Here is a 19972-nt window from a genome sequence, read left to right on the forward strand (position 1 = left end):
CATGACCTGGATGCGCTGGCGCCCCGCCATGGAACGGGCCCTCTACGGGATGCCGGACGGCTTCTACCGCAGGCCGGAGGGCCCGGCCGGGCACTTCCGGACCTCGGTGCACGCCTCCGCCCAGTACGCGTCGGCGGTCGGCCGACTGCTGCTGGAGGTGGACGAGGCGCTCGGTCACCCGGAGGAGATCGCCCTGATCGACGTCGGGGCCGGGCGTGGCGAGCTGGTTGCGGCGCTGACCCACCTGCTGCCGGGGCGGCTGACCGCGTACGGCGTGGAGCTGGCCGACCGCCCGGACGGGCTGCCGCCCGAGGTGCGCTGGAGCGCCGAGGTGCCGCGCGGTGCGGTCGGGCTGCTCTTCGCCAACGAGTGGCTGGACAACGTGCCGCTGGACCTCGCCGAGCGGGACGAGGACGGGGTGCTGCGCTACGTCGAGGTGGCCGTCGACGGGGACGAGGTGGGGGAGGAGCGCCTGGGCGAGCCGCTGACGGCGCTCGACGCGGCGTGGGCCGAGCGCTGGTGGCCGGACGGAGAGCGGGTCGAACTGGGCGGGCCCAGGGACGCGGCCTGGGCGGCGGCGGTCGGCGCGCTGGACCGGGGGCTCGCGGTGGCGGTCGACTACGCGCACCGGAAGTCGGACCGGCCGACGTTCGGCACCCTGACCGGCTTCGGCGCCGGCCGCGAGGTCGCGCCGGTGCCGGACGGCGGCTGCGACCTGACCGCCCACGTCGCGCTGGACGCGGCCGCCGCGCCGGGTTTCCACACCCTGTGGACAACCCAGCGCGCCGCCCTGCACGCGCTCGGCGTCTCCGGCGCCCGGCCGCCGCTCCAGCTGGCCTCCGACGACCCGGCCGGCTACCTGCGGGCGCTGGCCGCCGCCGGCGAGGCCGCCGAACTGACCGCGAGCGGTGGGCTGGGCGGCTTCGGCTGGTTGGTCCAGGCCGTCCGGATGCCGGTACCGCACAGCCTCGCCGGGGTGCCGGGATGGCAGACTCTGGAAGCATGACGAGCTTGCGGGAGACCACGGTCGGCGTCGGCGCCGGGGCGGAGACCTTGCCCGGCGCCGCCGGCGCCACCGACATGGTGCTGAACATCGGCCCCCAGCACCCGGCCACCCACGGGGTGCTCCGGCTCAAGCTGGTGCTGGACGGTGAGCGGATCGTCTCCGCCGAGCCGATCATCGGCTACATGCACCGCGGCGCCGAGAAGCTCTTCGAGGCCCGGGACTACCGGCAGATCATCATGCTGGCCAACCGGCACGACTGGCTCTCCGCCTTCGCCAACGAGCTCGGCGTGGTGCTCGCCGTCGAGCGGATGCTCGGCATGGAGGTGCCGGAGCGCGCGGTGTGGACCCGCACCCTGCTCGCCGAGCTCAACCGGGTGCTCAACCACCTGATGTTCATCGGCTCCTACCCGCTGGAGCTGGGCGGCATCACCCCGGTCTTCTACGCCTTCACCGCCCGCGAGGAGCTCCAGCACGTGCTGGAGGAGGCCAGCGGCGGCCGGATGCACTACATGTTCAACCGGGTCGGCGGCCTCAAGGAGGACCTGCCGGCCGGCTGGCTCGGCCGGGTCCGGGCGGCCGTCGCCGCGGTCCGCGAGCAGCTGCCGGTCTACCAGCGGCTGGTGCTCGGCAACGAGATCTTCCGGGCCCGCACGGCCGGCGTCGGGGTGCTGCGCCCCGAGCACGTGCACGCCTACGGCGTCACCGGCCCGATCGCCCGGGCCAGTGGGGTCGACTTCGACCTGCGCCGGGACGAGCCCTACCTGGCCTACGGCGAGCTGCAGGACGTGCTCAGCGTCGCGGTCCGGCAGGAGGGCGACTGCCTGGCCCGGTTCGAGTGCCTGCTGGAGCAGACCGCCAACTCGCTCGACCTGGCCGACGCCTGCCTGGACCGGCTCGGCCGGCTGCCCGCCGGGCCGGTCAACCAGCGGCTGCCCAAGGTGCTCAAGGCCCCCGAGGGGGAGACCTACGCCTGGACCGAGAACCCGCTCGGGGTCAACGGCTACTACCTGGTCTCGCGCGGCGACAAGACGCCGTGGCGGCTCAAGCTGCGCTCGGCGTCCTTCAACAACATCCAGGCGCTGGTCGAGCTGCTGCCGGGCACCCTGGTGGCCGACATGGTGGCGATCCTGGGGTCGATGTTCTTCGTGGTCGGGGACATCGACAAGTAAGGGGACATCGACCCGTGCCGGCCGCTACTTCTTCTTGGCCGGCTTCGGGTCCGCGGACCCCTTTCGATTTCCGGCATCCGCCGGGTGAGGCGCCAGCTTGCGGTCGCCCTTCGCCTTGATCCGCTGCTCGCACAGCTCGACCAGCGCCGCGTAGGCCGGGGCGCCCATCAGCTCGGTGAGCTCGGCCCGGTAGCTGACGTAGACCGGGTCGGTGGCCTGGTGCGCCTCCGGGCTGCTGGTGCACCACCAGTGCAGGTCGTGGCCGCCCGGGCCCCAGCCGCGGCGGTCGTACTCGCCGATCGAGATCTGCAGGTAGCGGGTGTCGTCCGGGCGGTCGACCCAGTCGTAGGTGCGGCGGATCGGCAGCTGCCAGCAGACGTCCGGCTTGGTCTCGAGCGGCTCGCGCCCCTCGGCCAGCGCCAGGGTGTGCAGCGCGCAGCCCTGGCCGCCCGCGAAGCCCGGCCGGTTGAGGAAGATGCAGGCGCCGTCGACCCGGCGGGTCTGCCGGTCGCCGTCCTCGTCCAGCATGGTGATGCCGCCGTCGAGCTTGAGCCGGCCCTTCTTGTCGGTGCCCTGGTCGAAGTACTGCCAGGTCTGCGGGGTCAGCCGGCGGGCGTGCTCGATCACCCGCTGCTCGTCCTCCTCGTCCGAGTAGTGCGCACCCAACGTGCAGCAGCCGTCGGACTCGCCGCGGCCGGGGCGGATGCCGTGGCAGCCCTGCCCGAAGATGCAGCCCCAGCGGGAGGTCAGCCAGGTGAGGTCACAGCGGAAGACCTGCTCGGGGTCGGCGGGGTCGGTGAACTCGACCCAGGCGCGGGGGAAGTCCAGCCCGACCTCCGGGAGGGGCTTCCGGCTGGTCGGGGTGGGGATGTCGATGGCGGCCACCCGGCAAGGGTAGCCGCCACCGGGAGGTGTCCGGCGTGGCCCGGGCACCGCTCCTGGTCGTCAGGCGCGCAGCGCGGACTCCAGCGCGGAGGCGAAGGTCACCGGGGTCTCGTACATCGGGTAGTGCCCGGTGGCGGGTAGCACCGTCAACTCGGCGTTCGGGTAGAGCGGCTGCCAGCCGGCCGCGAAGGTCTGCGGGGTGAGCGCCAGGTCCCACTCGCCGAGCAGCACCCGCACCGTCAGCTGCTGCCCGGCCAGCTTGGCCGCGAAGTCCTGCCCGGCCCAGTCGGTCAGGTAGGCGCCGAAGGCGTCCATCCGGCTGGTCGCGGTGGAGCGGGCCACCATCCGGTCCAGCCAGACGGCGTTGGCCCGGTGGCCGGTGACCAGGTCGAGGATGGTGCGGCGGGCGGCGAAGTCCTGCGCGGCGCCGTGGAAGAGGGCGTGCGTCTCCTCGTCCATCGGGTAGGCGGCGGCCGGCACCGGCGCGATCCCGACCAACCGGCGCACCCGCTCCGGCGCCTGCAGCAGCACCCGCTGCGCCGCCTTGCCGCCCATCGAGTGGCCGACCAGCGAGAAGTGCTCCCAGCCCAGCTCGTCGGCGAGCGCCAGCACGTCGCCGGCGATCTCGGCCAGGGTGAACTCGCCGGGGACGTCCACCCGGTCCCCGTAGCCGCGGTAGTCCAGGAACGCGTAGCCGAACGCCGACCTGTCCAGGTAGTCGAGGAACGGGCCCCAGCCCGCGGTGGTGCCGAACCAGTCGTGCAGAACGATGACCTTGTGCTCGCCGGCACCCAGCCGGCGGTGACTGATCGTCATGGTTGCGTGGCTCCCTGGTGGTGAAGCGGTATCGGTGGACCAGATTCCCGCCGATCGGGTTCGGTCGGCAATCGAACAGGCACGATCTCGCCAGGCGCGGTGGCGTAGCGTGGTGGATTATGCGACTCGGTGTGCTCGACGTAGGTTCCAACACCGTCCACTTCCTGGTAGTGGACGCCCACCCCGGTGCCGCTCCGCTGCCCGCCTACTCGCACAAGGCGGAGCTGCGGCTGGCGGAGCTGCTCGACGAGCACGGGGCGATAAGGGCGGACGGTGTCCAGCGCCTGGTCGACCACGTGGCCTCCTCGCTGCGGGTGGCCGAGGACAAGGGCGTGGTGGACCTGCTGCCGTTCGCCACCTCCGCGGTGCGCGAGGCCGCCAACGGCGAGGAGGTGCTCGCCCAGGTCCAGCGCGAGACCGGGGTGGAGCTGACCGTGCTCTCCGGGCAGGACGAGGCGCGGCTGACCTTCCTCGCGGTGCGCCGCTGGTTCGGCTGGTCCTCGGGGCGGCTGCTCGACCTGGACATCGGCGGCGGCTCGCTGGAGATCGCCTGCGGGATCGACGAGCAGCCGGACACCGCCGTCTCGCTGCCGCTCGGGGCCGGCCGGCTGACCGCCGGCTGGCTGCCCGGCGACCTGCCGGACCAGGAGGCGGTGCGCGAGCTGCGCCGGCACATCCGGGCCGAGATCGCCACGGTGGTCGGCGAGGTGGCCAGACTCGGCCCGCCGGACCACGCGGTGGCCACCTCCAAGACCTTCAAGCAGCTGGCCCGGATGACCGGCGCGGCCCCCGCCGAGGCCGGGCTGCGGGTGCCGCGCAAGCTCAGCCGCAGCGGGCTGGCCGCCTGGGTGCCGCGACTGGCCGGGATGACCGCCGCCGAGCGGGCCCGGATCCCCGGCGTCTCCGAGGGCCGGGCCCGCCAGCTGCTGGCCGGCGCGCTGGTGGCCGACGCGGCGATGGACCTGTTCGGGCTGGAGGAGCTGGACATCTGCCCGTGGGCGCTGCGCGAGGGCATCATCCTGCGCCGTCTGGACAGCATGAGCCAGTCCGGCGAGGCCAGTGGCGCGCAACTGCCCGCCTGGTCCGCATAACCTTCTTCCGTGGAGGAGTCTTCGGTGGCGGACGAGCAGCCCGGGGACCGGGCCCGCGGCAGGTCCGGCCGGCCGGTGCCGCCCCGGCTGCCGCGCGCGGTGCGGCGCAAGCCCGCCGTGCCGCGCCGCGACCCGCTGCTGCGCACCACCGACCGCCTGGTGCTGCCGCGCCACCCGGAGCTGCACGTCCCGGACACCAAGATCGCGCTGTCCACCGCCTCGGTCTACCCCGACAACACCGCGATCGCCTTCGAGCTGGCCGCCAAGCTCGGCTACGACGGGGTCGAGGTGATGGTCTGGAACGACCCGGTCAGCCAGGACCTGGACGCCCTGCGCGCGCTCTCCGAGCAGCACCGGATGCCGATCCTGGCGGTGCACGCGCCCTGCCTGCTGATCACCCAGCGGGTCTGGACCACCGACCCGTGGACCAAGCTGCGCCGGGCCCGGGCGGCCGCCGAGACGCTGGGCGCGGACACCGTGGTGGTGCACCCGCCGTTCCGCTGGCAGCGGCAGTACGCCCGGGAGTTCGTCCGGGGGATCGAGCGGATGGCGGGCGAGACCCCGGTGCGGTTCGCGGTGGAGAACATGTACCCGTGGCGCTACAAGGACCGCGAGGTGCTGGCCTACGCCCCCGGCTGGGACGTCACCGAGGAGGCCTACCGCCACTTCACCGTGGACCTCTCGCACGTGGCCACCTCGCGGATCGACGCCTTCGAGCTGGTCGAGCGGATGGGTGACCGGCTGGCCCACGTCCACCTGGCCGACGGCTCCGGCTCCGGCAAGGACGAGCACCTGATCCCCGGCCGCGGCAAGCAGCCGTGCGCCGAGCTGCTGGAGCAGCTGGCCCGCACCGGCTTCGACGGCCACGTGGTGCTGGAGGTGAACACCCGCCGCTCCGGCTCGCCGGCCGAGCGGGAGGCGGACCTGGCCGAGGCGCTGGCCTTCACCCGGCTCCATCTGGCGACCGGCTCCCACGTACCCTGACGGTACGAACGACCCGTGGGAGGAACCGGCCATGACGGACATTCAGCACCAGGAGCACGCCGCCAGCTTCGGCGCCGTCGCCGCCGAGTACGACCGCGCCCGCCCGTCCTACCCGGCCGAGCTGTTCGACGCGATCGAGGAGCTGGCCGGCCGCCCGCTGCGCGAGGCGGACGTGCTGGACGTGGGCGCCGGCACCGGGATCGCCACCCGCCTGCTGCACGGGCGCGGCGCCCGGGTGATCGCCGTCGAGCCGAGCGCCGGGATGGCGGCCCAGCTGCACCGGGTCAGCCCGACCATCCCGCTGGTCAAGGCCACCGGCGACGAGCTGCCCTGCCACGACGCCACCGCCGACCTGGTCTGCTACTTCCAGGCCTTCCACTGGACCGATCCGCAGCGCTCGATCCCGGAGGCGCTGCGGGTGCTGCGCCCGGGCGGTGCGCTGGTGCTGGTCTGGAACATCAAGGACCGCACCGTGCCGTGGCTGGCCGCGCAGGAGGCCCGGCTCGCCGCGGCGCTGCCGAACTACCACTACTACGGTGCGATGAACGCGGTCACCGACCGGCTGGAGGAGTACCCGCTGGCGCTGGCCCGGCGCCGGCTGCGCTGGGAGCGCCGGATCGCGGTCGACGGCGTGCTGACCGACCTGCGCTCCAAGTCGTACTTCGCGGTCACCGACGAGGCGGTCAAGGAGCCGCTGCTGGCCGCCGAACGCGCCGCCCTGCTGGTGGACTTCCCGGACGGCCAGGTGGTCGAGCCCTACAACGTGGAGCTGACCGTGGCGGTCAAGCGGGGCTGAGCGGGCCTGAGCCGGGCTGAGCCGGTCCGGTCCGGTCCGGGCGGGGCCGAGCCGGGCTGAGCCAGTCCTGGCGGGCGGCCCCGGGACGCTCTGACCGCATCGCGGACGGTGCGTCCGGCGGGCGGACGGCAGGCGTAGGCTCGGCAGTTACCTGCCCGAAGGGAATGGAGAGATCCCGTGCCCGAGCTGAAGTCCCGTACGGTCACCCATGGTCGCAACATGGCCGGCGCCCGCGCCCTGCTGCGGGCCGCCGGCGTAGCCCGCGAGGACTTCGGCAAGCCGATCATCGCGGTGGCCAACTCCTTCACCGAGTTCGTCCCGGGCCACACCCACCTGCAGCCGGTCGGCCGGATCGTCAGCGAGGCGATCAAGGCGGCCGGCGGCGTGCCGCGCGAGTTCAACACCATCGCGGTGGACGACGGCATCGCCATGGGCCACCACGGGATGCTCTACTCGCTGCCCTCCCGCGACCTGATCGCGGACAGCGTGGAGTACATGGTCAGCGCGCACTGCGCGGACGCGCTGATCTGCATCTCCAACTGCGACAAGATCACCCCCGGGATGCTGATGGCCGCGCTGCGGCTGAACATCCCCACCGTCTTCGTCTCCGGCGGCCCGATGGAGGCCGGCCAGGCGGTGCTGGTGGACGGCACGGTGCGCAAGCTCGACCTGATCAACGCGATCGCCGACGCGGCCGACGAGTCCGTCTCGGACGAGGACATCGCGATCATCGAGGAGAACGCCTGCCCCACCTGCGGCTCCTGCTCGGGCATGTTCACCGCCAACTCGATGAACTGCCTCACCGAGGCGATCGGCCTCTCGCTGCCCGGCAACGGCTCCACGCTGGCCACCCACACCGCCCGCAAGGCCCTCTACGAGGCCGCCGGGCGGAACGTCGTCGAGATCACCAAGCGGCACTACGAGCAGGACGACTACTCGGTGCTGCCGCGCAGCATCGCCTCCCGCGCCGCCTTCGAGAACGCGATGGCGCTGGACATCGCGATGGGCGGCTCGACCAACACCATCCTGCACCTGCTGGCCGCCGCCCAGGAGGCCGAGCTGGACTTCGACATGCGGGCGATCGACCGGATCTCCCGCAAGGTGCCCTGCCTGTCCAAGGTCGCGCCCAACGGCTCGTACTACATGGAGGACGTGCACCGGGCCGGCGGCATCCCGGCCATCCTCGGCGAGCTCTACCGCGCCGGGCTGCTCAACGAGGACGTCCACACCGTGCACAGCGACTCGCTCGCCGAGTGGCTGAAGACCTGGGACATCCGCGGCGGCTCGCCCTCGCCGGAGGCCGTCGAGCTGTTCCACGCGGCCCCCGGCTGCGTCCGCTCGGCCACCGCCTTCTCCCAGTCCGAGCGCTGGGAGACCCTCGACACCGACCAGGCGGGCGGCTGCATCCGCAGCGTCGAGCACGCCTACTCGGTGGAGGGCGGCCTGGCCGTGCTCTACGGCAACCTGGCCGAGGACGGCTGCATCGTGAAGACCGCCGGCGTCGACGAGTCGATCTGGACCTTCTCCGGCCCGGCCGTGGTGCTGGAGTCCCAGGAGGACGCGGTGGACGCGATCCTCACCAAGCGGGTCAAGGCCGGCGACGTGGTGGTCATCCGCTACGAGGGCCCCAAGGGCGGCCCCGGCATGCAGGAGATGCTCTACCCCACCTCCTTCCTCAAGGGCCGCGGCCTCGGCAAGGCCTGCGCGCTGATCACCGACGGGCGGTTCTCCGGCGGCACCTCCGGCCTCTCGATCGGCCACGCCTCCCCGGAGGCGGCCGCCGGCGGCACCATCGCGCTGGTCGAGGACGGCGACATCATCTCGATCGACATCCCGGGCCGGAAGCTCGCGCTGGAGGTCTCCTTCGAGGAGCTGCACGAGCGCCGGCTGCGGCTGGAGGAGTCCGGCGGCTACCAGCCGGCCCACCGCGACCGGCCGGTCAGCGCGGCGCTCAAGGCCTACGCGGCGATGGCCACCTCGGCCGACAAGGGCGCGGTGCGGGACGTCTCCAAGCTGGGCTGACGAAGCCGGTCCGAACCCGGCCAGACCTCGGCCAGCCCCCGGTCGGACCGGGTTCCGGCGGGCGCCCTGGATACTGGAGGACGTGAACCAGGACTCCACCACGCCCGCCCCCGAGCCCATCCGCTTCTTCGGCACCACCTGGGTGGACCGCGGCGGCGCCTACTGGCTGCGCCGCGCCGCGGTCTCGCTCGGCGCCTTCCTCACCGTGGTGGCGGGCGGGTTCGTGCTGCAGTTCGCGGTCGGCGGGGTGCAGATGTCCAAGGCCGGCGGCCTGGTCAACGTGCTGCTGCTGGGCGCCATCGCGATCTGCTCCTGCCTGGCCGCGCTGCGCACCTGGAAGATCCTCGCCGAGGGCCGCGACTCGCTGGAGGGCTGGATGGCCGAGGACAAGTCGCTCGGCGCGGTCTGGCTGATCGGCTGCGTGGGTGCGGCCGCCGCCTACTTCTTCCGCAGCCTCACCGAGGCCCCCGGCGAGGGCGTCCGGCGTGCCGCGCTGGAACGCGCCACCGTCCGGCACGCGAAGCGCGAGGCCACGCGGGCCGGACGGCCGGGGAAGCGGAAGAAGCGGTAGGACCTAGCTGCGGGAGGACGTGCCGCACTTGCCGTCGTCGGGGACCGGCTTGCTGAGGTCGTAGGGGTCGACGGTGGCGCCGTTGTGCGGCCCGTCGTCCCCGCCGTTCGTGTCGGGGAAGACCGGCTCCAGCCAGCCGTCCCCGCCCTCGCAGTAGTTGTTGCCCATGTTGGAGGAGCCGGGCCCGAAGGAGAGCTTTCCGGTCTCCACGGTGTAGGCGCTCGGGTCGTAGAAGCGGAAGTCCTGGGTCCGGCGGACGATCTCCCGGGTGACCTCGGCCTTCGGGTCGAGGCTCAGGAAGGAGACGGACTGCCCGTTCCCGCCGCCCTGGGTGGGTGAGGCGCTCGGCACGCCCGACGGGTCGAAGGTCGTCGGGCCCGGAACCAGCGCGTAGACGAAGTCGTAGTCGGTGTGCACCACGACACCTCGGTGGCCGTCGCCCTCGAAGGTCATCCGGCCCTGCACCTTCACCACGTTCCCGGCCGGGACGGCCGTGCGCGGGTTGAACCGGCTGACGTAACTGGTGGGGTCGTGGTCGTGCGAGGGATGGGCCAGCGCGGCCTCGACCTCGGCACGGCTCTGGGAGTCCAGCAGGTCCAGCGCGTGCTGCGGCGTCGCGCCGGCCACCACCGCGGGGTCGATGTTGCTCGACACCAGGAAGTCCTTGACGGTCTGCAGCTGCGCCGCCACCTCGTGCTGCGAGAACACCCCGGTCGCCTGCGCCGGGGGTGCCACGATCGCGTCCGGCCCGGCCGGCCAGGCCTCGGCGGGCGAACCCAGCCAGGGCTGGGCCACGGTCGGGGTCTGCGGGGCCTGGGTGGGCGGCGCGGCGGTCGGCTGGGCGGTCTCCGGGGCCTCGGTGGGCACCGGCCGGGTCGGGGCGGGGGAGGCGCCCACCAGGGAGGCCGAGCCCTTGTCGCCGAAGTGGCTCAGGTACCACCCGTGCAGCCCGCTGATGTTCAGCCCCGCCGCCACCACCACGATCGCCAGCACCACGTACACCGGGGCCTGCCAGCGGTTCCGCTTCGGCCGCAGGATCGGGTCGCCCCAGGCGTCGCGCTTGACCGGGCGCTTGCCGAAGCGCTTCTTCGGCTCGGTCGGCGGCCGCCAGGCCGGCTGCGGCTCGGGCGGCCGGTTGCGCCAGCGGGCGGCCAGGATCCGGGTGCGACCGGCCGGCTCCTTGACGCGGGCGCCCTTGATGAACTCCTCGTCCAGCACCAGGTTCTCGAACGGGTCGGGTTCCCCGGCGGGCGGCTGCGACTCTGGGTCGTCGGTTATCGGCACGCGGTCAGTATGCAGAGGCTCCGGGACAGTTCACGCACCGGGCGGTCAACATGCGAATGCCCGGTGCGTGTTCTGTGCCGGTACCTCCCCAGTTGCCCGGCCGGACCCCCGCTCCGGCCGGCTGGGTGCTCGGGTCAGCCGGCCCGTCGGGAGGCCTTGACCTGTCCCACCACCCCGAGGACCACCAGCAGGATGCCCGCCGGCAGCAGCGAGGCGAAGACCGCGCCGAACAGGCCCCAGCTGCCGAGCAGGGTGAGCGCCAGCGTGTTCAGCACCAGCAGCGCGCCGCTCAGCGGCAGCGCGGACTGCCAGGGGTTGGCGTCGGCCCAGCGCCGCAGCCGGCGGTCGCCGGTGTCCCGGCGCAGCCGCCCGCCGAGGCCGCCGACCAGGAAGAAGAAGAACAGCGCCAGCTCGACCGGGCCGGCCAGGATGCTGGTGGTCCAGTGCCCGGTGACCACGTCCACGGCCAGGGCGGCGCCGCCGACCACCGCACCCACGGCCGCGGCGGTGCGCCACGGGCCGAGGGTCGCCGAGGCGACGGCCAGCTGACGGTTCTCGCGTCGTGACAGATCTCCGTGTTCCATGCCTCTACGGTGCTCCTCGGGCGGCCCGCGGGCCAGCATCGGCAGCCCTGAGTTTTCCCCTACTGCCCGGGGATGGTTCCCCTACTGGCAACCGTGCGGGCGCACGCCGGTGGCATCCGCGTCCGGTCGCAGCAGCGGCGGGAGCCCGACCTCGCCGAGCGCCCGCCGGTAGGCGGCCAGCGCCTCGGCCGGGTAGCCGCCGCGCTGCCACAGGTCGCCGGCCAGCCGCCGGACCCGGGCGGTGTTCCGGTCGGCCAGGGCGCCGACCAGCCGCTGCTCGACCGTGCCCAGCGTCCGGGCGGCGAGGTCGGGCCGGCCCTGCCCGAACTGCGCCTCGGCCAGTAGCACCAGGGCGTAGCCGGACTCCCAGCGGGCCTCGTCGCGCAGCAGGCGCAGCGCCCGTTCGGCGTGCCCGGCGGCCGCCCCCGGCTCGCCCAGCCGCAGGGCCAGCCGGGCCCGCACCCGCTGCTCGGCGGCCTGCTCGGCCGGGCTGCCGACCGTGCCACGGACGGCGGTGCCCGCCGTGCCGCCCGCCGCGCCGCCCGTCGTGGTGCCGACCGCGCTGCCGCCGCCGCGGTCGGTCTCCGGCGGCTCGGCCGCCGGCTCGGCCAGCAGGGCCCGCACCCGGGCCAGGTCGGCGCTGCCCAGGTCGAGCAGGTAGTCGGCGCAGGCGAGCCTGAGCAGCCCGAGGTCGCGCCCGCCGTCGGTTCCGGCCAGCAGCGCCAGCGCCCACTCGGTGAGGGCCAGCGCCTCGGCGAGGTCGCCGCGCGATTCGGCGACCAGCGCGGCGCTCCAGTACAGCGCGCCGCGGGCCGCCCGGGAGCCGCCCGCCCCGCCGGCCCGGGTCAGCCGGCCGGCCAACAGCTGAGCCCGGGTCAGGTCGCCGCGGTCGTGGTAGCAGCCGATCAACGCGGCGCCGACCCGGAGGTGGTCGTCGGTGACGCCGGTGCCGCGCCGGTCGAGCTGCCCGAGCGCCCGTTCGCCGGCCTCGATGCCCAGCGCCAGCTCGCCGGCCGCGCGGTGACTGTGGCACAGCCCGACCACCAGCTGCGCCCACTCGGCGGAGCCGGGCACGATCGCCGGGTCCTCCTGCAGGGCCCGGTAGAGCTCGACCGCGGTCGCCCAGCGCCCCGACTGCTCGCAGGCCAGGGCCTGTTTGAGCCGGGTCCGCCGGGCGGTGTCCGGGTCGAGCAGCTGGGCTTCGGCCAGTGCCTCGCCGAAGGCCTGCAGCGCCTCGTCGGCGGCGCCGGCGCGCAGCGCCGAGTCGCCGCGGGTGAGCTTGAGTTCCAGTTCCTTGACCCGGGCGGCGTCCCACCCGGTCCGCAGGTAGTCGACGGTGCAGCCGACCCGGTCGGCCAGTCTTCTCAGGACCCGTTCGGAGGGCACCCGCTTGCCGGTCTCGATCAGCGAGACGTAGCTGACCGAGAGGTGCGCGCAGGCGAGGTCGTGCTGGTGGAGTCCGCGCCGGAGGCGCAACTCGCGTAGTCGCCGGCCGAGGCCGGTACTGCCGTCGGGTGAGCGCTTGCGCGCTGCCTGCTCCATGGCTCTCGATTGCACTGCCCGTCGGTCGGCCCCGGCAGGAGTTCCGGTGGGGGCTCCGGGCCCGAACGGTGGCACCGCGCCCGCCCGTCTCGGCGCACCGTCCGCTCGCTGGACGCCGCCCCCGGTGGGGCGCCCGTGAGTGGAAGGATGGGTCGGACGTCCCGTCACGGTGCACCAGGTGAGCAAGGAGTCCGGTCATGAGCAGCAGTGCCGTCCACCCGCAGCGGATCGCCTTCCTGGGCACCGGGAAGATCGGCGAGGCCCTGCTCTCCGGGCTGCTGCGGGCCGGCAAGCGCCCGGCCGAGGTCTGGGTCACCGCCCGGCGCCCGGAGCGGGCCGCCGAGCTGGCCCGCCGCTACGGGGTCGCCGCCTGCTCCAACCGGGAGGCCGCCAAGCTGGCCGACACCCTGATCCTGGCGGTCAAGCCGCAGGACATGGGGACGCTGATGGAGGAGCTCGGCCCGCACGTCGGCAGCGACAAGCTGATCATCTCGGCCGCCGCCGGCATCCCGACCCGCTGGTTCGAGGCCCGGCTGCCGGCCGGCACCCCGGTGGTCCGGGTGATGCCCAACACCCCGGTCCTGGTCGACGAGGGGATGAGCGTGATCTCCGGCGGCTCGCACGCCGAGGAGGAGCACCTGCTGCGGGCCGAGGAGATCTTCCAGTCGGTCGGCAAGGCGCTGCGGCTGCCCGAGTCGCAGCAGGACGCGGCCACCGCGCTGTCCGGCTCCGGGCCGGCCTACTTCTACTACCTGGTCGAGGCGATGACCGACGCCGGCATCCTGCTCGGCCTGCCCCGGCAGGTGGCGCACGACCTGATCGTGCAGTCCGCGATCGGCGCCTCGGTGATGCTGCGCGACTCCGGCGAGCACCCGGTCAAGCTGCGCGAGGCGGTCACCTCGCCGGCCGGCACCACCATCGCGGCCATCCGCGAGCTGGAGAACCACGGGGTGCGGGCGGCGCTGCTGGGGGCGCTGGAGGCGGCCCGGGACCGCTCCCGCGAGCTCGCCTCCGGCGGGAAGTGAGCCGGCGGCGGTCCCGGGCCGGCCGCCGGCCCGGGACTGGGCAGGCCCTAGGCTGGACCGGGTGCGCTACGACCTGGTGATCCTCGACAACGACGGCGTGCTGGTGGACAGCGAGCCGATCGCCAACCGGCTGCTCGCCGAGTACCTGACCGAGCTGGGCTTCCCGACCACCATCGAGGACTCCTACCGGGACTTCATGGGCCGGGCCAGCCACGCGGTGCCGGAGGTGATCGCGGAGCGGTTCGGCGGCACGCTGCCGGCCGACTTCCCGGGCGCCTTCCACGACCGGGTGTTCGCCGCCTTCGACACCGAGCTGACCCCGGTGACCGGGGCCGCCGAGCTGCTCAAGGAGCTGCAGCGGCGCGCGCAGCCGTACTGCCTGGCCTCCTCGGCCGGGCACGCCTGGATCCGCACCGCGCTGGACCTGACCGGGCTGCGCGGCCACGTCCCGGAGCAGCGGATCTTCAGCGCGCAGGACGTCGGCGTCGGCAAGCCGGCCCCCGACCTGTTCCAGCACGCCGCCCGCAGCCTGGGGGTGGACCCGGCGCGCTGCCTGGTACTGGAGGACAGCCCGATGGGCGTGCTGGCGGCCCGGGCGGCCGGGATGGACGTCTACGGCTACACCGCGCTGACCCCCGCCGAGCGGCTCACCGCGGCCGGTGCCACCGGGCTGATCGACAGCCTGGCCGAGCTGCCGGCGCTGCTGGACGGCTGAGCCGGACGGTCCGGCGGTCGAGATCCTTGCGTCCGCACCCTCCCCAAACGGAGCGCCACCCCCTACGCTCGCGCCAATATCGTCGTACCGGCCAGTAGTGCTGTGCCGGTGGTGAGCGAGGTCCGGATGACGACCGAGGTCCCCGCCCGGCTGCGCCGGGCCCGTACCGCCCTGCTGGTCAGCTTCCTGCTCCAGGGCACCACCTTCGCCCTGCTGGTCACCCGGATCCCGGGCATCCAGCGGCAGTACGGGCTGAGCGACGGCACCCTGACCGTCTTCCTGGCCGCCGTGCCGATCCTGGCCGGCGTCGGGTCGATCTCCTCCGAGCAACTGGTCAAGCGGACCAGCCCGCGGGCCGTGCTGCGGGTGGTCCAGCCCGCCCTCTGCCTCACCCTGGTCGGCGTGGGCCTCGGGCACCGGCTCTGGGCGCTGGCCCTGGCGCTGGCCGCCTTCGGGCTGCTGGTCGGGGCCCTGGACGCCTCGATGAACATGCTCGGGGTCGGCCTGCAGCACCGCTACGGCCGCTCGATCATGCTCGGCTTCCACGCCGGGTTCAGCGCCGGCGGCATCCTCGGCGCGCTGCTCGCCAGCGGCGGGGCGCACCTGCACCTGGCCGTCCTGTTCGGCGGCTGCATGCTGCTGGTGATCCCGGCCGCGCTGGTCGCCGGGCGGTTCCACGCCGGGCCCGAGGAACTCGGCAGCGCGGTGCAGGAGGCGGCGGCCGCGGCCGCCCGGTCCATCCCCTGGCGCCCGCTGCTGCCGCTCTGCGCCGCCATGGCCTTCGCCTACATCGCCGACTCCACGGTCTCCAACTGGAGCGCCAAGTACCTGACCGGTACGCTGCACAGCGGCGACCGGGTGGGCGCCCTCGGCTACGCCGGGTACATGGTCGCGCTGCTGCTCGGGCGCACCTTCGGCGACCGCTGGGTGCAGCGGCTGGGTGCCGCCGTGGTGGTCCGGGCCGGTGGCGCGGTGGCCGCGCTGGGCTTCGGCATCGCCGCCGTCGCGCCCGCCCCCTGGGCCGGGATCGCCGGGTTCACCGTGCTCGGCATCGGCATCTGCGCGGTGATCCCGCAGGTCTTCGCGGCCGGCGGGCGGCTCTTCCCGCACGACTCGGACGCCGCGGTGGCCCGGCTCAACCTCTTCAACTACGTCGGCTTCCTGGTCGGCTCCCCGCTGGTCGGCGCGATCGCCGGGGCGAGTTCCTACCGCTGGGCGCTGCTGGCGCCGTTGCTGCTGGTGCTGGTCGTGGTCCCGCTCGCCGGGCACTTCGCTCCGGCCGGGAGCGAGCCACTAGCGTTGGAGCATGCCACCAGCCGCGCCTGACCAGTCCTGCAGCCTGCGCCTCTTCTGGGACGAGGGGGTCACCGCCTACAACTTCAGCCCGGTCCACCCGATGGACCCGACCCGGCTCGCGCTCACCATGAGACTGGTCGAGGCCTTCGACCTGCCGAGACTGCCCTCGGTGACGGTGACCGCGGCCCCGCCGGCCGGCGAGTCCACCCTGCACCTGGTGCACCGGCTGGACTACATCGAGGCCGTGCGGAAGGCGGCCGAGCAGCCGGGTTCGCTGGACGAGCGGCACGGGCTGGGCACCGAGGACAACCCGGCCTTCCCGGCCATCCACTCCGCCTCCGCGCTGATCGCCGGCCAGTCGGTGGCCGCCGCCGAGGCGGTGTGGCAGGGCCGGGCCCGGCACGCCGTCAACTTCGCCGGCGGGCTGCACCACGCGATGCCCGGCCGGGCCTCCGGCTTCTGCGTCTACAACGACGCGGCGCTGGCGATCGCCCGGCTGCTCGAACTCGGCGCCGAGCGGGTCGTCTACGTCGACGTGGACGTGCACCACGGCGACGGCGTGCAGCAGGCCTTCTGGGACGACCCGCGGGTGCTCACCATCTCGCTGCACGAGCACCCCAGCACGCTCTTCCCGCAGACCGGCTGGGCCACCGAGACCGGCGGCGAGCAGGCGCCCGGCTCGGCGGTCAACCTGCCGCTGCCGGCCGGCACCGGGGACGCCGGCTGGCTGCGCGCCTTCCACGCCGTGGTGCCCGAGCTGATCGCCGCCTTCCGGCCGGACGTGATCGTCAGCCAGCACGGCGCGGACACCCACCTGGAGGACCCGCTGGCCCACCTCGCGGTCACCGTGGACGCCCAGCGCGCGGTCGCGCTCGCCCTGCACGAGCTGGCCCACCAGCACTGCGACGGTCGCTGGGTGGCGCTCGGCGGGGGCGGCTACGCGGTGGTGGACGTGGTCCCGCGGACCTGGACCCACCTGGTGGCGATCGCCGCCGGGCAGCCGATCGAGCCCGCCGCCGAGACCCCCGAGCAGTGGCGCGCCGAGGTCTACCGGCGCACCCGGCGCCCGGCCCCGCCCCGGATGACCGACGGCGGCGACGCCCGTTACCGCGACTTCGCCGAGAGCGGCTACGACCCCGGGGACCGGCTGGACCAGGCGATCCTGGGCACCCGCCGGGCGGTCTTCCCGCAGCTCGGGCTGTTGCCCTGAGCACGGCGTGAGCTGCGCCAGACGGTTGACCGGCTACCTACTGCAATGGTCTTATCTCTGACCGTACAAGGAGTCGGCATCCCCCTCTTCCCACCCGTACCACGCGCAACTACTCTGGGGATACGCGTGTGTCGGTGGAGTCACCGGAGGGGAAGCCGGTGCCTTGCACACGGAAAAGGGTCGGGTGAGGTCATGAGTTCCGGCGAACGCCCCCTGCAAGAGGTCAACTTCCTGACCGTGGCAGAAGTCGCCTCGGTCATGAGGGTCTCCAAGATGACGGTCTACCGGCTGGTGCACAGCGGCGAGCTGCCTGCCATCCGGGTCGGCCGGTCCTTCCGGGTGCCCGAACAGGCGGTCCACGACTACCTCAAGGACTCCTACGTCGGCCGACAGAGCGCCTGATCACCGGACGCGCCCGCCCCGATTTTCGGGCCCGGGCCAGCAAACGGTAGGCTAGGCCCTCCGTCAGTCGTATGGACTCCCGTCTCTCACGGGCGCGAGTCTCAGTGAGCGAGGGTTTTCCGTGGGCTCTGTCATCAAGAAGCGTCGCAAGCGTATGGCCAAGAAGAAGCACCGCAAGCTTCTGAAGCGGACCCGCGTGCAGCGTCGTAACAAGAAGTAACACCTGCGGAGCCTCGCTCCAGGTGCACTGCTGCCCGCTCCGGCTCGTCCGGGGCGGGCAGCACCCGTTTCCGCGGGCCGACGCGGTACCGTGCAGGCAGCCGCGCCACCAGGGCCGGCGCCAGGGAGGGCGGCGAGACGTGGGCAAGGTCGTGCTGGTCACCGGCGTGGCCCGGCAGCTCGGCGCCCGGTTCGCCGAGCGGATCCGCCGCGACCCCGACGTGGAGCTGGTGGTGGGGGTGGACGCCGAGCCGCCGCGCCGTACCGGCCCCGCCCTGCGCACCGAGCCGCCGCGCCGCACCGGGACCCCGCCGGCCGCCGGGCCGAGCGCCCCCTACGTCTTCGCCCACGCCGACCTGCGCCGCCCCGCGATCGCCCGGGTGCTGGCCGAGTACGCGGTGGACACCGTGGTGCACCTCAACGTCAGCGCGACCAACCCGGTCGCCGCGGCCCGGGCCACGGTCAAGGAGATCAACGTCATCGGCAGCATGCAGCTGCTCGGTGCCTGCCAGCAGTCCGCCCTGGTCCGCCGCCTGGTGGTGAAGTCCACCACCGGCGTCTACGGCTGCACCCCGCGCGACCCGGCCGTCTTCGCCGAGCGCACCCCGCCCAAGACCCTGCCGGTGGGCGGCTTCGCCAAGGACGCCGCCGAGGTCGAGGGCTACGTGCGCGGCTTCGCCCGGCGCCGCCCGGACGTCGCGGTCAGCGTGCTGCGCTTCGCCAACCTGGTCGGCCCCGGCGCCGACACCCCGCTGGCCGAGTACTTCGCGCTGCCGGTGCTGCCCACCGCGCTGGGCCACGACCCGCGGCTGCAGTTCGTCCACGAGGACGACGCGGTGGAGGTGCTCCGGCTGGCCGCCCTGGACCCCGAGGACGGCACCGCCCAGCGCAGCGGCACCTTCAACGTCGCGGGGGACGGGGTGCTGCTGCTGTCGCAGTGCGCCCGGCGGCTGGGCCGGCCCACCGTGCCGGTGCTGCTGCCCGCTCTGGGCTGGGTGGCGGCGCTGGCCAAGCGGACCAGGGTCTCCGACTTCTCCACCGAACAGATCAGCCTGCTGACCCACGGCCGGGTGGTGGACACCACCGCGCTGCACGAGGTCTTCGGCTACCGGCCGCGGTTCACCACCCCCGAGGCCTTCGCCGACTTCGCCGCCGGGCAGCGCGCCGGGCTGCTGCCGCCCGAGCGGCTGACCGCGGTCACCGACCGGTTGGCCCAGCTGCTGCTCGCCACCGACCAGAGGAGCTGAGGCCCGATGACCGCCGTCCCCGAAGAGCCGGCCGGCGAGGCGAAGGTGATCCCGATCGAGTCCGCACCGAGCTGGTCGCCCGGGCCCACCGACCGGACCGAGGCGGTGGCCGCCAGGCTGGCCGACGGCCTGGGCCGGCTGCTCTCCGGGCGGCTCGGCCCGGTGGCCGACGCGACCCTCGGCAAGGGCTGGGAGGGCCGCGCGGCGAGCGGGCTGGCCTTCCTGCGGCGGCGGATCACCGGCGACTACGAGGTGGACGAGTTCGGCTTCGACCGCGAGCTGACCGAGGAGGTCTTCCTCTCGCTGCTGCGGCCGGTGGCCGAGAAGTACTTCCGGGTCGAGGTGCGCGGGATCGAACACATCCCCGCCGAGGGCGGCGCGCTGGTGGTGGCCAACCACTCCGGGGTGATCCCGCTCGACGCGCTGATGACCCAGGTGGCGATCCACGACCACCACCCGGCCCGCCGCCACCTGCGGATGCTCGCCGCCGACCTGGTCTTCGTGCTGCCGCTGGTCGGCGAGCTGGCCCGGAAGGCCGGGCACACGCTGGCCTGCAACGAGGACGCCCAGGCGCTGCTGGAGCGCGGCGAGGTGGTCGGGGTCTGGCCGGAGGGCTTCAAGGGGATCGGCAAGCCGTTCGCCGACCGGTACAAGCTGCAGCGGTTCGGCCGCGGCGGGTTCGTCGCCTCGGCGCTGCGGGCCGGGGTGCCGATCGTGCCCTGCTCGATCGTCGGGGCGGAGGAGACCTACCCGATGCTGGGCAACGTGAAGAGCCTGGCCCGACTGCTCGGGCTGCCCTACCTGCCGGTCACCCCGACCTTCCCGTGGCTCGGGCCGCTCGGCGCGATCCCGCTGCCGACCAAGTGGACCATCCAGTTCGGCGAGCCGATCCGCACCGACGGCTACCCGGCGGAGGCGGCGGAGGACCCGATGCTGGTCTTCAACCTCACCGACGAGGTCCGGGAGACCATCCAGCACACGCTCTACCGGCTGCTGGTGGACCGGCGCAGCGTCTTCTTCTGAGGCGTCCGAGGCTTCTGCGGCGTCGGCCGTCGAGCGGTCGTCCGACCGGACCGGCCGCGGACCCGCTCGATGCGGGTCCGCGGCC

Annotated in this window: 20 protein-coding genes; 15 read left to right on the forward strand and 5 right to left on the reverse strand. The window is 73.8% G+C overall.

Annotation, left to right across the window (positions count from 1 at the left end; all coding sequences use genetic code 11):
• Position 1: 1 nt before the first annotated feature.
• Both ACQRUO_RS24520 and ACQRUO_RS24525 read left to right on the forward strand, forming a co-directional pair.
• Positions 2–1006 carry an SAM-dependent methyltransferase gene (locus ACQRUO_RS24520; RefSeq protein WP_428318208.1) on the forward strand — a complete coding sequence of 335 codons (1005 nt, stop codon included), beginning with the start codon at positions 2–4 and terminating at the stop codon, positions 1004–1006.
• 5 nt (positions 1007–1011) lie between these two features.
• On the forward strand, positions 1012–2175 hold the full coding sequence (locus tag ACQRUO_RS24525) for an NADH-quinone oxidoreductase subunit D (protein WP_428318224.1): 1164 nt from the start codon (positions 1012–1014) through the stop codon (positions 2173–2175).
• A 24-nt stretch (positions 2176–2199) separates the two neighbouring features.
• Here ACQRUO_RS24525 and ACQRUO_RS24530 read toward each other — a convergent pair whose 3' ends face one another.
• Together ACQRUO_RS24530 and ACQRUO_RS24535 are read right to left on the reverse strand one after the other, a co-directional pair.
• Positions 2200–3060, reverse strand: a complete 861-nt coding sequence (locus ACQRUO_RS24530) for a hypothetical protein (protein ID WP_428318209.1) — start codon at positions 3058–3060, stop codon at positions 2200–2202.
• Positions 3061–3120: 60 nt separating this feature from the next.
• On the reverse strand, positions 3121–3876 hold the full coding sequence (locus ACQRUO_RS24535; protein ID WP_428318210.1) for an alpha/beta fold hydrolase: 756 nt from the start codon (positions 3874–3876) through the stop codon (positions 3121–3123).
• Positions 3877–3995: 119 nt separating this feature from the next.
• Here ACQRUO_RS24535 and ACQRUO_RS24540 point away from each other — a divergent pair, with 119 nt between their 5' ends.
• The 5 genes from ACQRUO_RS24540 (at position 3996) to ACQRUO_RS24560 (ending at position 9340) form a co-directional block, all read left to right on the forward strand.
• Complete coding sequence (locus ACQRUO_RS24540) at positions 3996–4967, forward strand: Ppx/GppA family phosphatase (RefSeq protein ID WP_428318211.1); 972 nt, start codon at positions 3996–3998, stop codon at positions 4965–4967.
• Positions 4968–5147: 180 nt separating this feature from the next.
• On the forward strand, positions 5148–5951 hold the full coding sequence (locus ACQRUO_RS24545) for a sugar phosphate isomerase/epimerase family protein (protein WP_428318225.1): 804 nt from the start codon (positions 5148–5150) through the stop codon (positions 5949–5951).
• A 31-nt stretch (positions 5952–5982) separates the two neighbouring features.
• Positions 5983–6747: a class I SAM-dependent methyltransferase gene (locus ACQRUO_RS24550; protein WP_428318212.1), complete on the forward strand. Its 765-nt coding sequence runs from the start codon at positions 5983–5985 to the stop codon at positions 6745–6747.
• A 177-nt stretch (positions 6748–6924) separates the two neighbouring features.
• A complete protein-coding gene (gene ilvD, locus ACQRUO_RS24555) occupies positions 6925–8769 on the forward strand; it encodes a dihydroxy-acid dehydratase (protein ID WP_428318213.1) in 1845 nt (614 codons plus the stop codon).
• A gap of 82 nt (positions 8770–8851) precedes the next feature.
• Positions 8852–9340 carry a hypothetical protein gene (locus ACQRUO_RS24560; RefSeq protein ID WP_428318214.1) on the forward strand — a complete coding sequence of 163 codons (489 nt, stop codon included), beginning with the start codon at positions 8852–8854 and terminating at the stop codon, positions 9338–9340.
• Between the two features lie 3 nt (positions 9341–9343).
• Here ACQRUO_RS24560 and ACQRUO_RS24565 read toward each other — a convergent pair whose 3' ends face one another.
• From ACQRUO_RS24565 to ACQRUO_RS24575, 3 genes are all read right to left on the reverse strand, one after another.
• Positions 9344–10624 (reverse strand): hypothetical protein, encoded by a 1281-nt coding sequence (locus ACQRUO_RS24565; protein WP_428318215.1) that lies wholly within the window; start codon positions 10622–10624, stop codon positions 9344–9346.
• Positions 10625–10758: 134 nt separating this feature from the next.
• A complete protein-coding gene (locus ACQRUO_RS24570; protein ID WP_428318216.1) occupies positions 10759–11208 on the reverse strand; it encodes a hypothetical protein in 450 nt (149 codons plus the stop codon).
• A gap of 81 nt (positions 11209–11289) precedes the next feature.
• Entirely contained in the window at positions 11290–12750 is a 1461-nt protein-coding gene (locus tag ACQRUO_RS24575) for a helix-turn-helix domain-containing protein (RefSeq protein WP_428318217.1), read from the reverse strand.
• Between the two features lie 197 nt (positions 12751–12947).
• On the opposite strand from ACQRUO_RS24575, the gene proC reads away from it, so the two are divergent.
• From proC to ACQRUO_RS24615, 8 genes are all read left to right on the forward strand, one after another.
• Entirely contained in the window at positions 12948–13775 is an 828-nt protein-coding gene (proC, locus tag ACQRUO_RS24580) for a pyrroline-5-carboxylate reductase (protein WP_428318218.1), read from the forward strand.
• A 61-nt stretch (positions 13776–13836) separates the two neighbouring features.
• Positions 13837–14490, forward strand: a complete 654-nt coding sequence (locus ACQRUO_RS24585; protein ID WP_428318219.1) for an HAD family hydrolase — start codon at positions 13837–13839, stop codon at positions 14488–14490.
• A gap of 126 nt (positions 14491–14616) precedes the next feature.
• Positions 14617–15816 carry an MFS transporter gene (locus ACQRUO_RS24590; protein ID WP_428318220.1) on the forward strand — a complete coding sequence of 400 codons (1200 nt, stop codon included), beginning with the start codon at positions 14617–14619 and terminating at the stop codon, positions 15814–15816.
• Positions 15797–16996: an acetoin utilization protein AcuC gene (locus ACQRUO_RS24595; protein ID WP_428318221.1), complete on the forward strand. Its 1200-nt coding sequence runs from the start codon at positions 15797–15799 to the stop codon at positions 16994–16996. Before ACQRUO_RS24590 ends, ACQRUO_RS24595 begins: the two co-directional genes overlap by 20 nt.
• A 192-nt stretch (positions 16997–17188) precedes the next feature.
• Complete coding sequence (locus ACQRUO_RS24600; RefSeq protein WP_035847941.1) at positions 17189–17398, forward strand: helix-turn-helix domain-containing protein; 210 nt, start codon at positions 17189–17191, stop codon at positions 17396–17398.
• Between the two features lie 121 nt (positions 17399–17519).
• Positions 17520–17618, forward strand: coding sequence for a 30S ribosomal protein bS22 (locus ACQRUO_RS24605; RefSeq protein ID WP_003948845.1), 99 nt, complete (start codon positions 17520–17522; stop codon positions 17616–17618).
• Positions 17619–17757: 139 nt separating this feature from the next.
• The gene (locus tag ACQRUO_RS24610; protein ID WP_428318222.1) at positions 17758–18864 is read left to right on the forward strand and encodes an NAD-dependent epimerase/dehydratase family protein; all 1107 of its coding nucleotides are present in this window, start codon (positions 17758–17760) and stop codon (positions 18862–18864) included.
• Between the two features lie 6 nt (positions 18865–18870).
• The gene (locus ACQRUO_RS24615) at positions 18871–19887 is read left to right on the forward strand and encodes a lysophospholipid acyltransferase family protein (protein WP_428318223.1); all 1017 of its coding nucleotides are present in this window, start codon (positions 18871–18873) and stop codon (positions 19885–19887) included.
• The last annotated feature ends 85 nt before the right edge of the window (positions 19888–19972 follow it).

It is taken from the genome of Kitasatospora sp. LaBMicrA B282 (assembly GCF_050325825.1).
In the GTDB taxonomy this organism is placed as follows: domain Bacteria; phylum Actinomycetota; class Actinomycetes; order Streptomycetales; family Streptomycetaceae; genus Kitasatospora.

What these genes read in the sequence shown, in the direction of transcription:
- ACQRUO_RS24520 (WP_428318208.1), top strand. Translation starts at nt 2, where the DNA reads ATGACCTGGATGCGCTGGCGCCCCGCCATGGAACGGGCCCTCTACGGG.
- ACQRUO_RS24535 (WP_428318210.1), bottom strand. Translation starts at nt 3,876, where the DNA reads ATGACGATCAGTCACCGCCGGCTGGGTGCCGGCGAGCACAAGGTCATC.
- ACQRUO_RS24540 (WP_428318211.1), top strand. Translation starts at nt 3,996, where the DNA reads ATGCGACTCGGTGTGCTCGACGTAGGTTCCAACACCGTCCACTTCCTG.
- ACQRUO_RS24550 (WP_428318212.1), top strand. Translation starts at nt 5,983, where the DNA reads ATGACGGACATTCAGCACCAGGAGCACGCCGCCAGCTTCGGCGCCGTC.
- ACQRUO_RS24570 (WP_428318216.1), bottom strand. Translation starts at nt 11,208, where the DNA reads ATGGAACACGGAGATCTGTCACGACGCGAGAACCGTCAGCTGGCCGTC.
- ACQRUO_RS24575 (WP_428318217.1), bottom strand. Translation starts at nt 12,750, where the DNA reads ATGGAGCAGGCAGCGCGCAAGCGCTCACCCGACGGCAGTACCGGCCTC.
- proC (WP_428318218.1), top strand. Translation starts at nt 12,948, where the DNA reads ATGAGCAGCAGTGCCGTCCACCCGCAGCGGATCGCCTTCCTGGGCACC.
- ACQRUO_RS24590 (WP_428318220.1), top strand. Translation starts at nt 14,617, where the DNA reads ATGACGACCGAGGTCCCCGCCCGGCTGCGCCGGGCCCGTACCGCCCTG.
- ACQRUO_RS24595 (WP_428318221.1), top strand. Translation starts at nt 15,797, where the DNA reads ATGCCACCAGCCGCGCCTGACCAGTCCTGCAGCCTGCGCCTCTTCTGG.
- ACQRUO_RS24600 (WP_035847941.1), top strand. Translation starts at nt 17,189, where the DNA reads ATGAGTTCCGGCGAACGCCCCCTGCAAGAGGTCAACTTCCTGACCGTG.
- ACQRUO_RS24615 (WP_428318223.1), top strand. Translation starts at nt 18,871, where the DNA reads ATGACCGCCGTCCCCGAAGAGCCGGCCGGCGAGGCGAAGGTGATCCCG.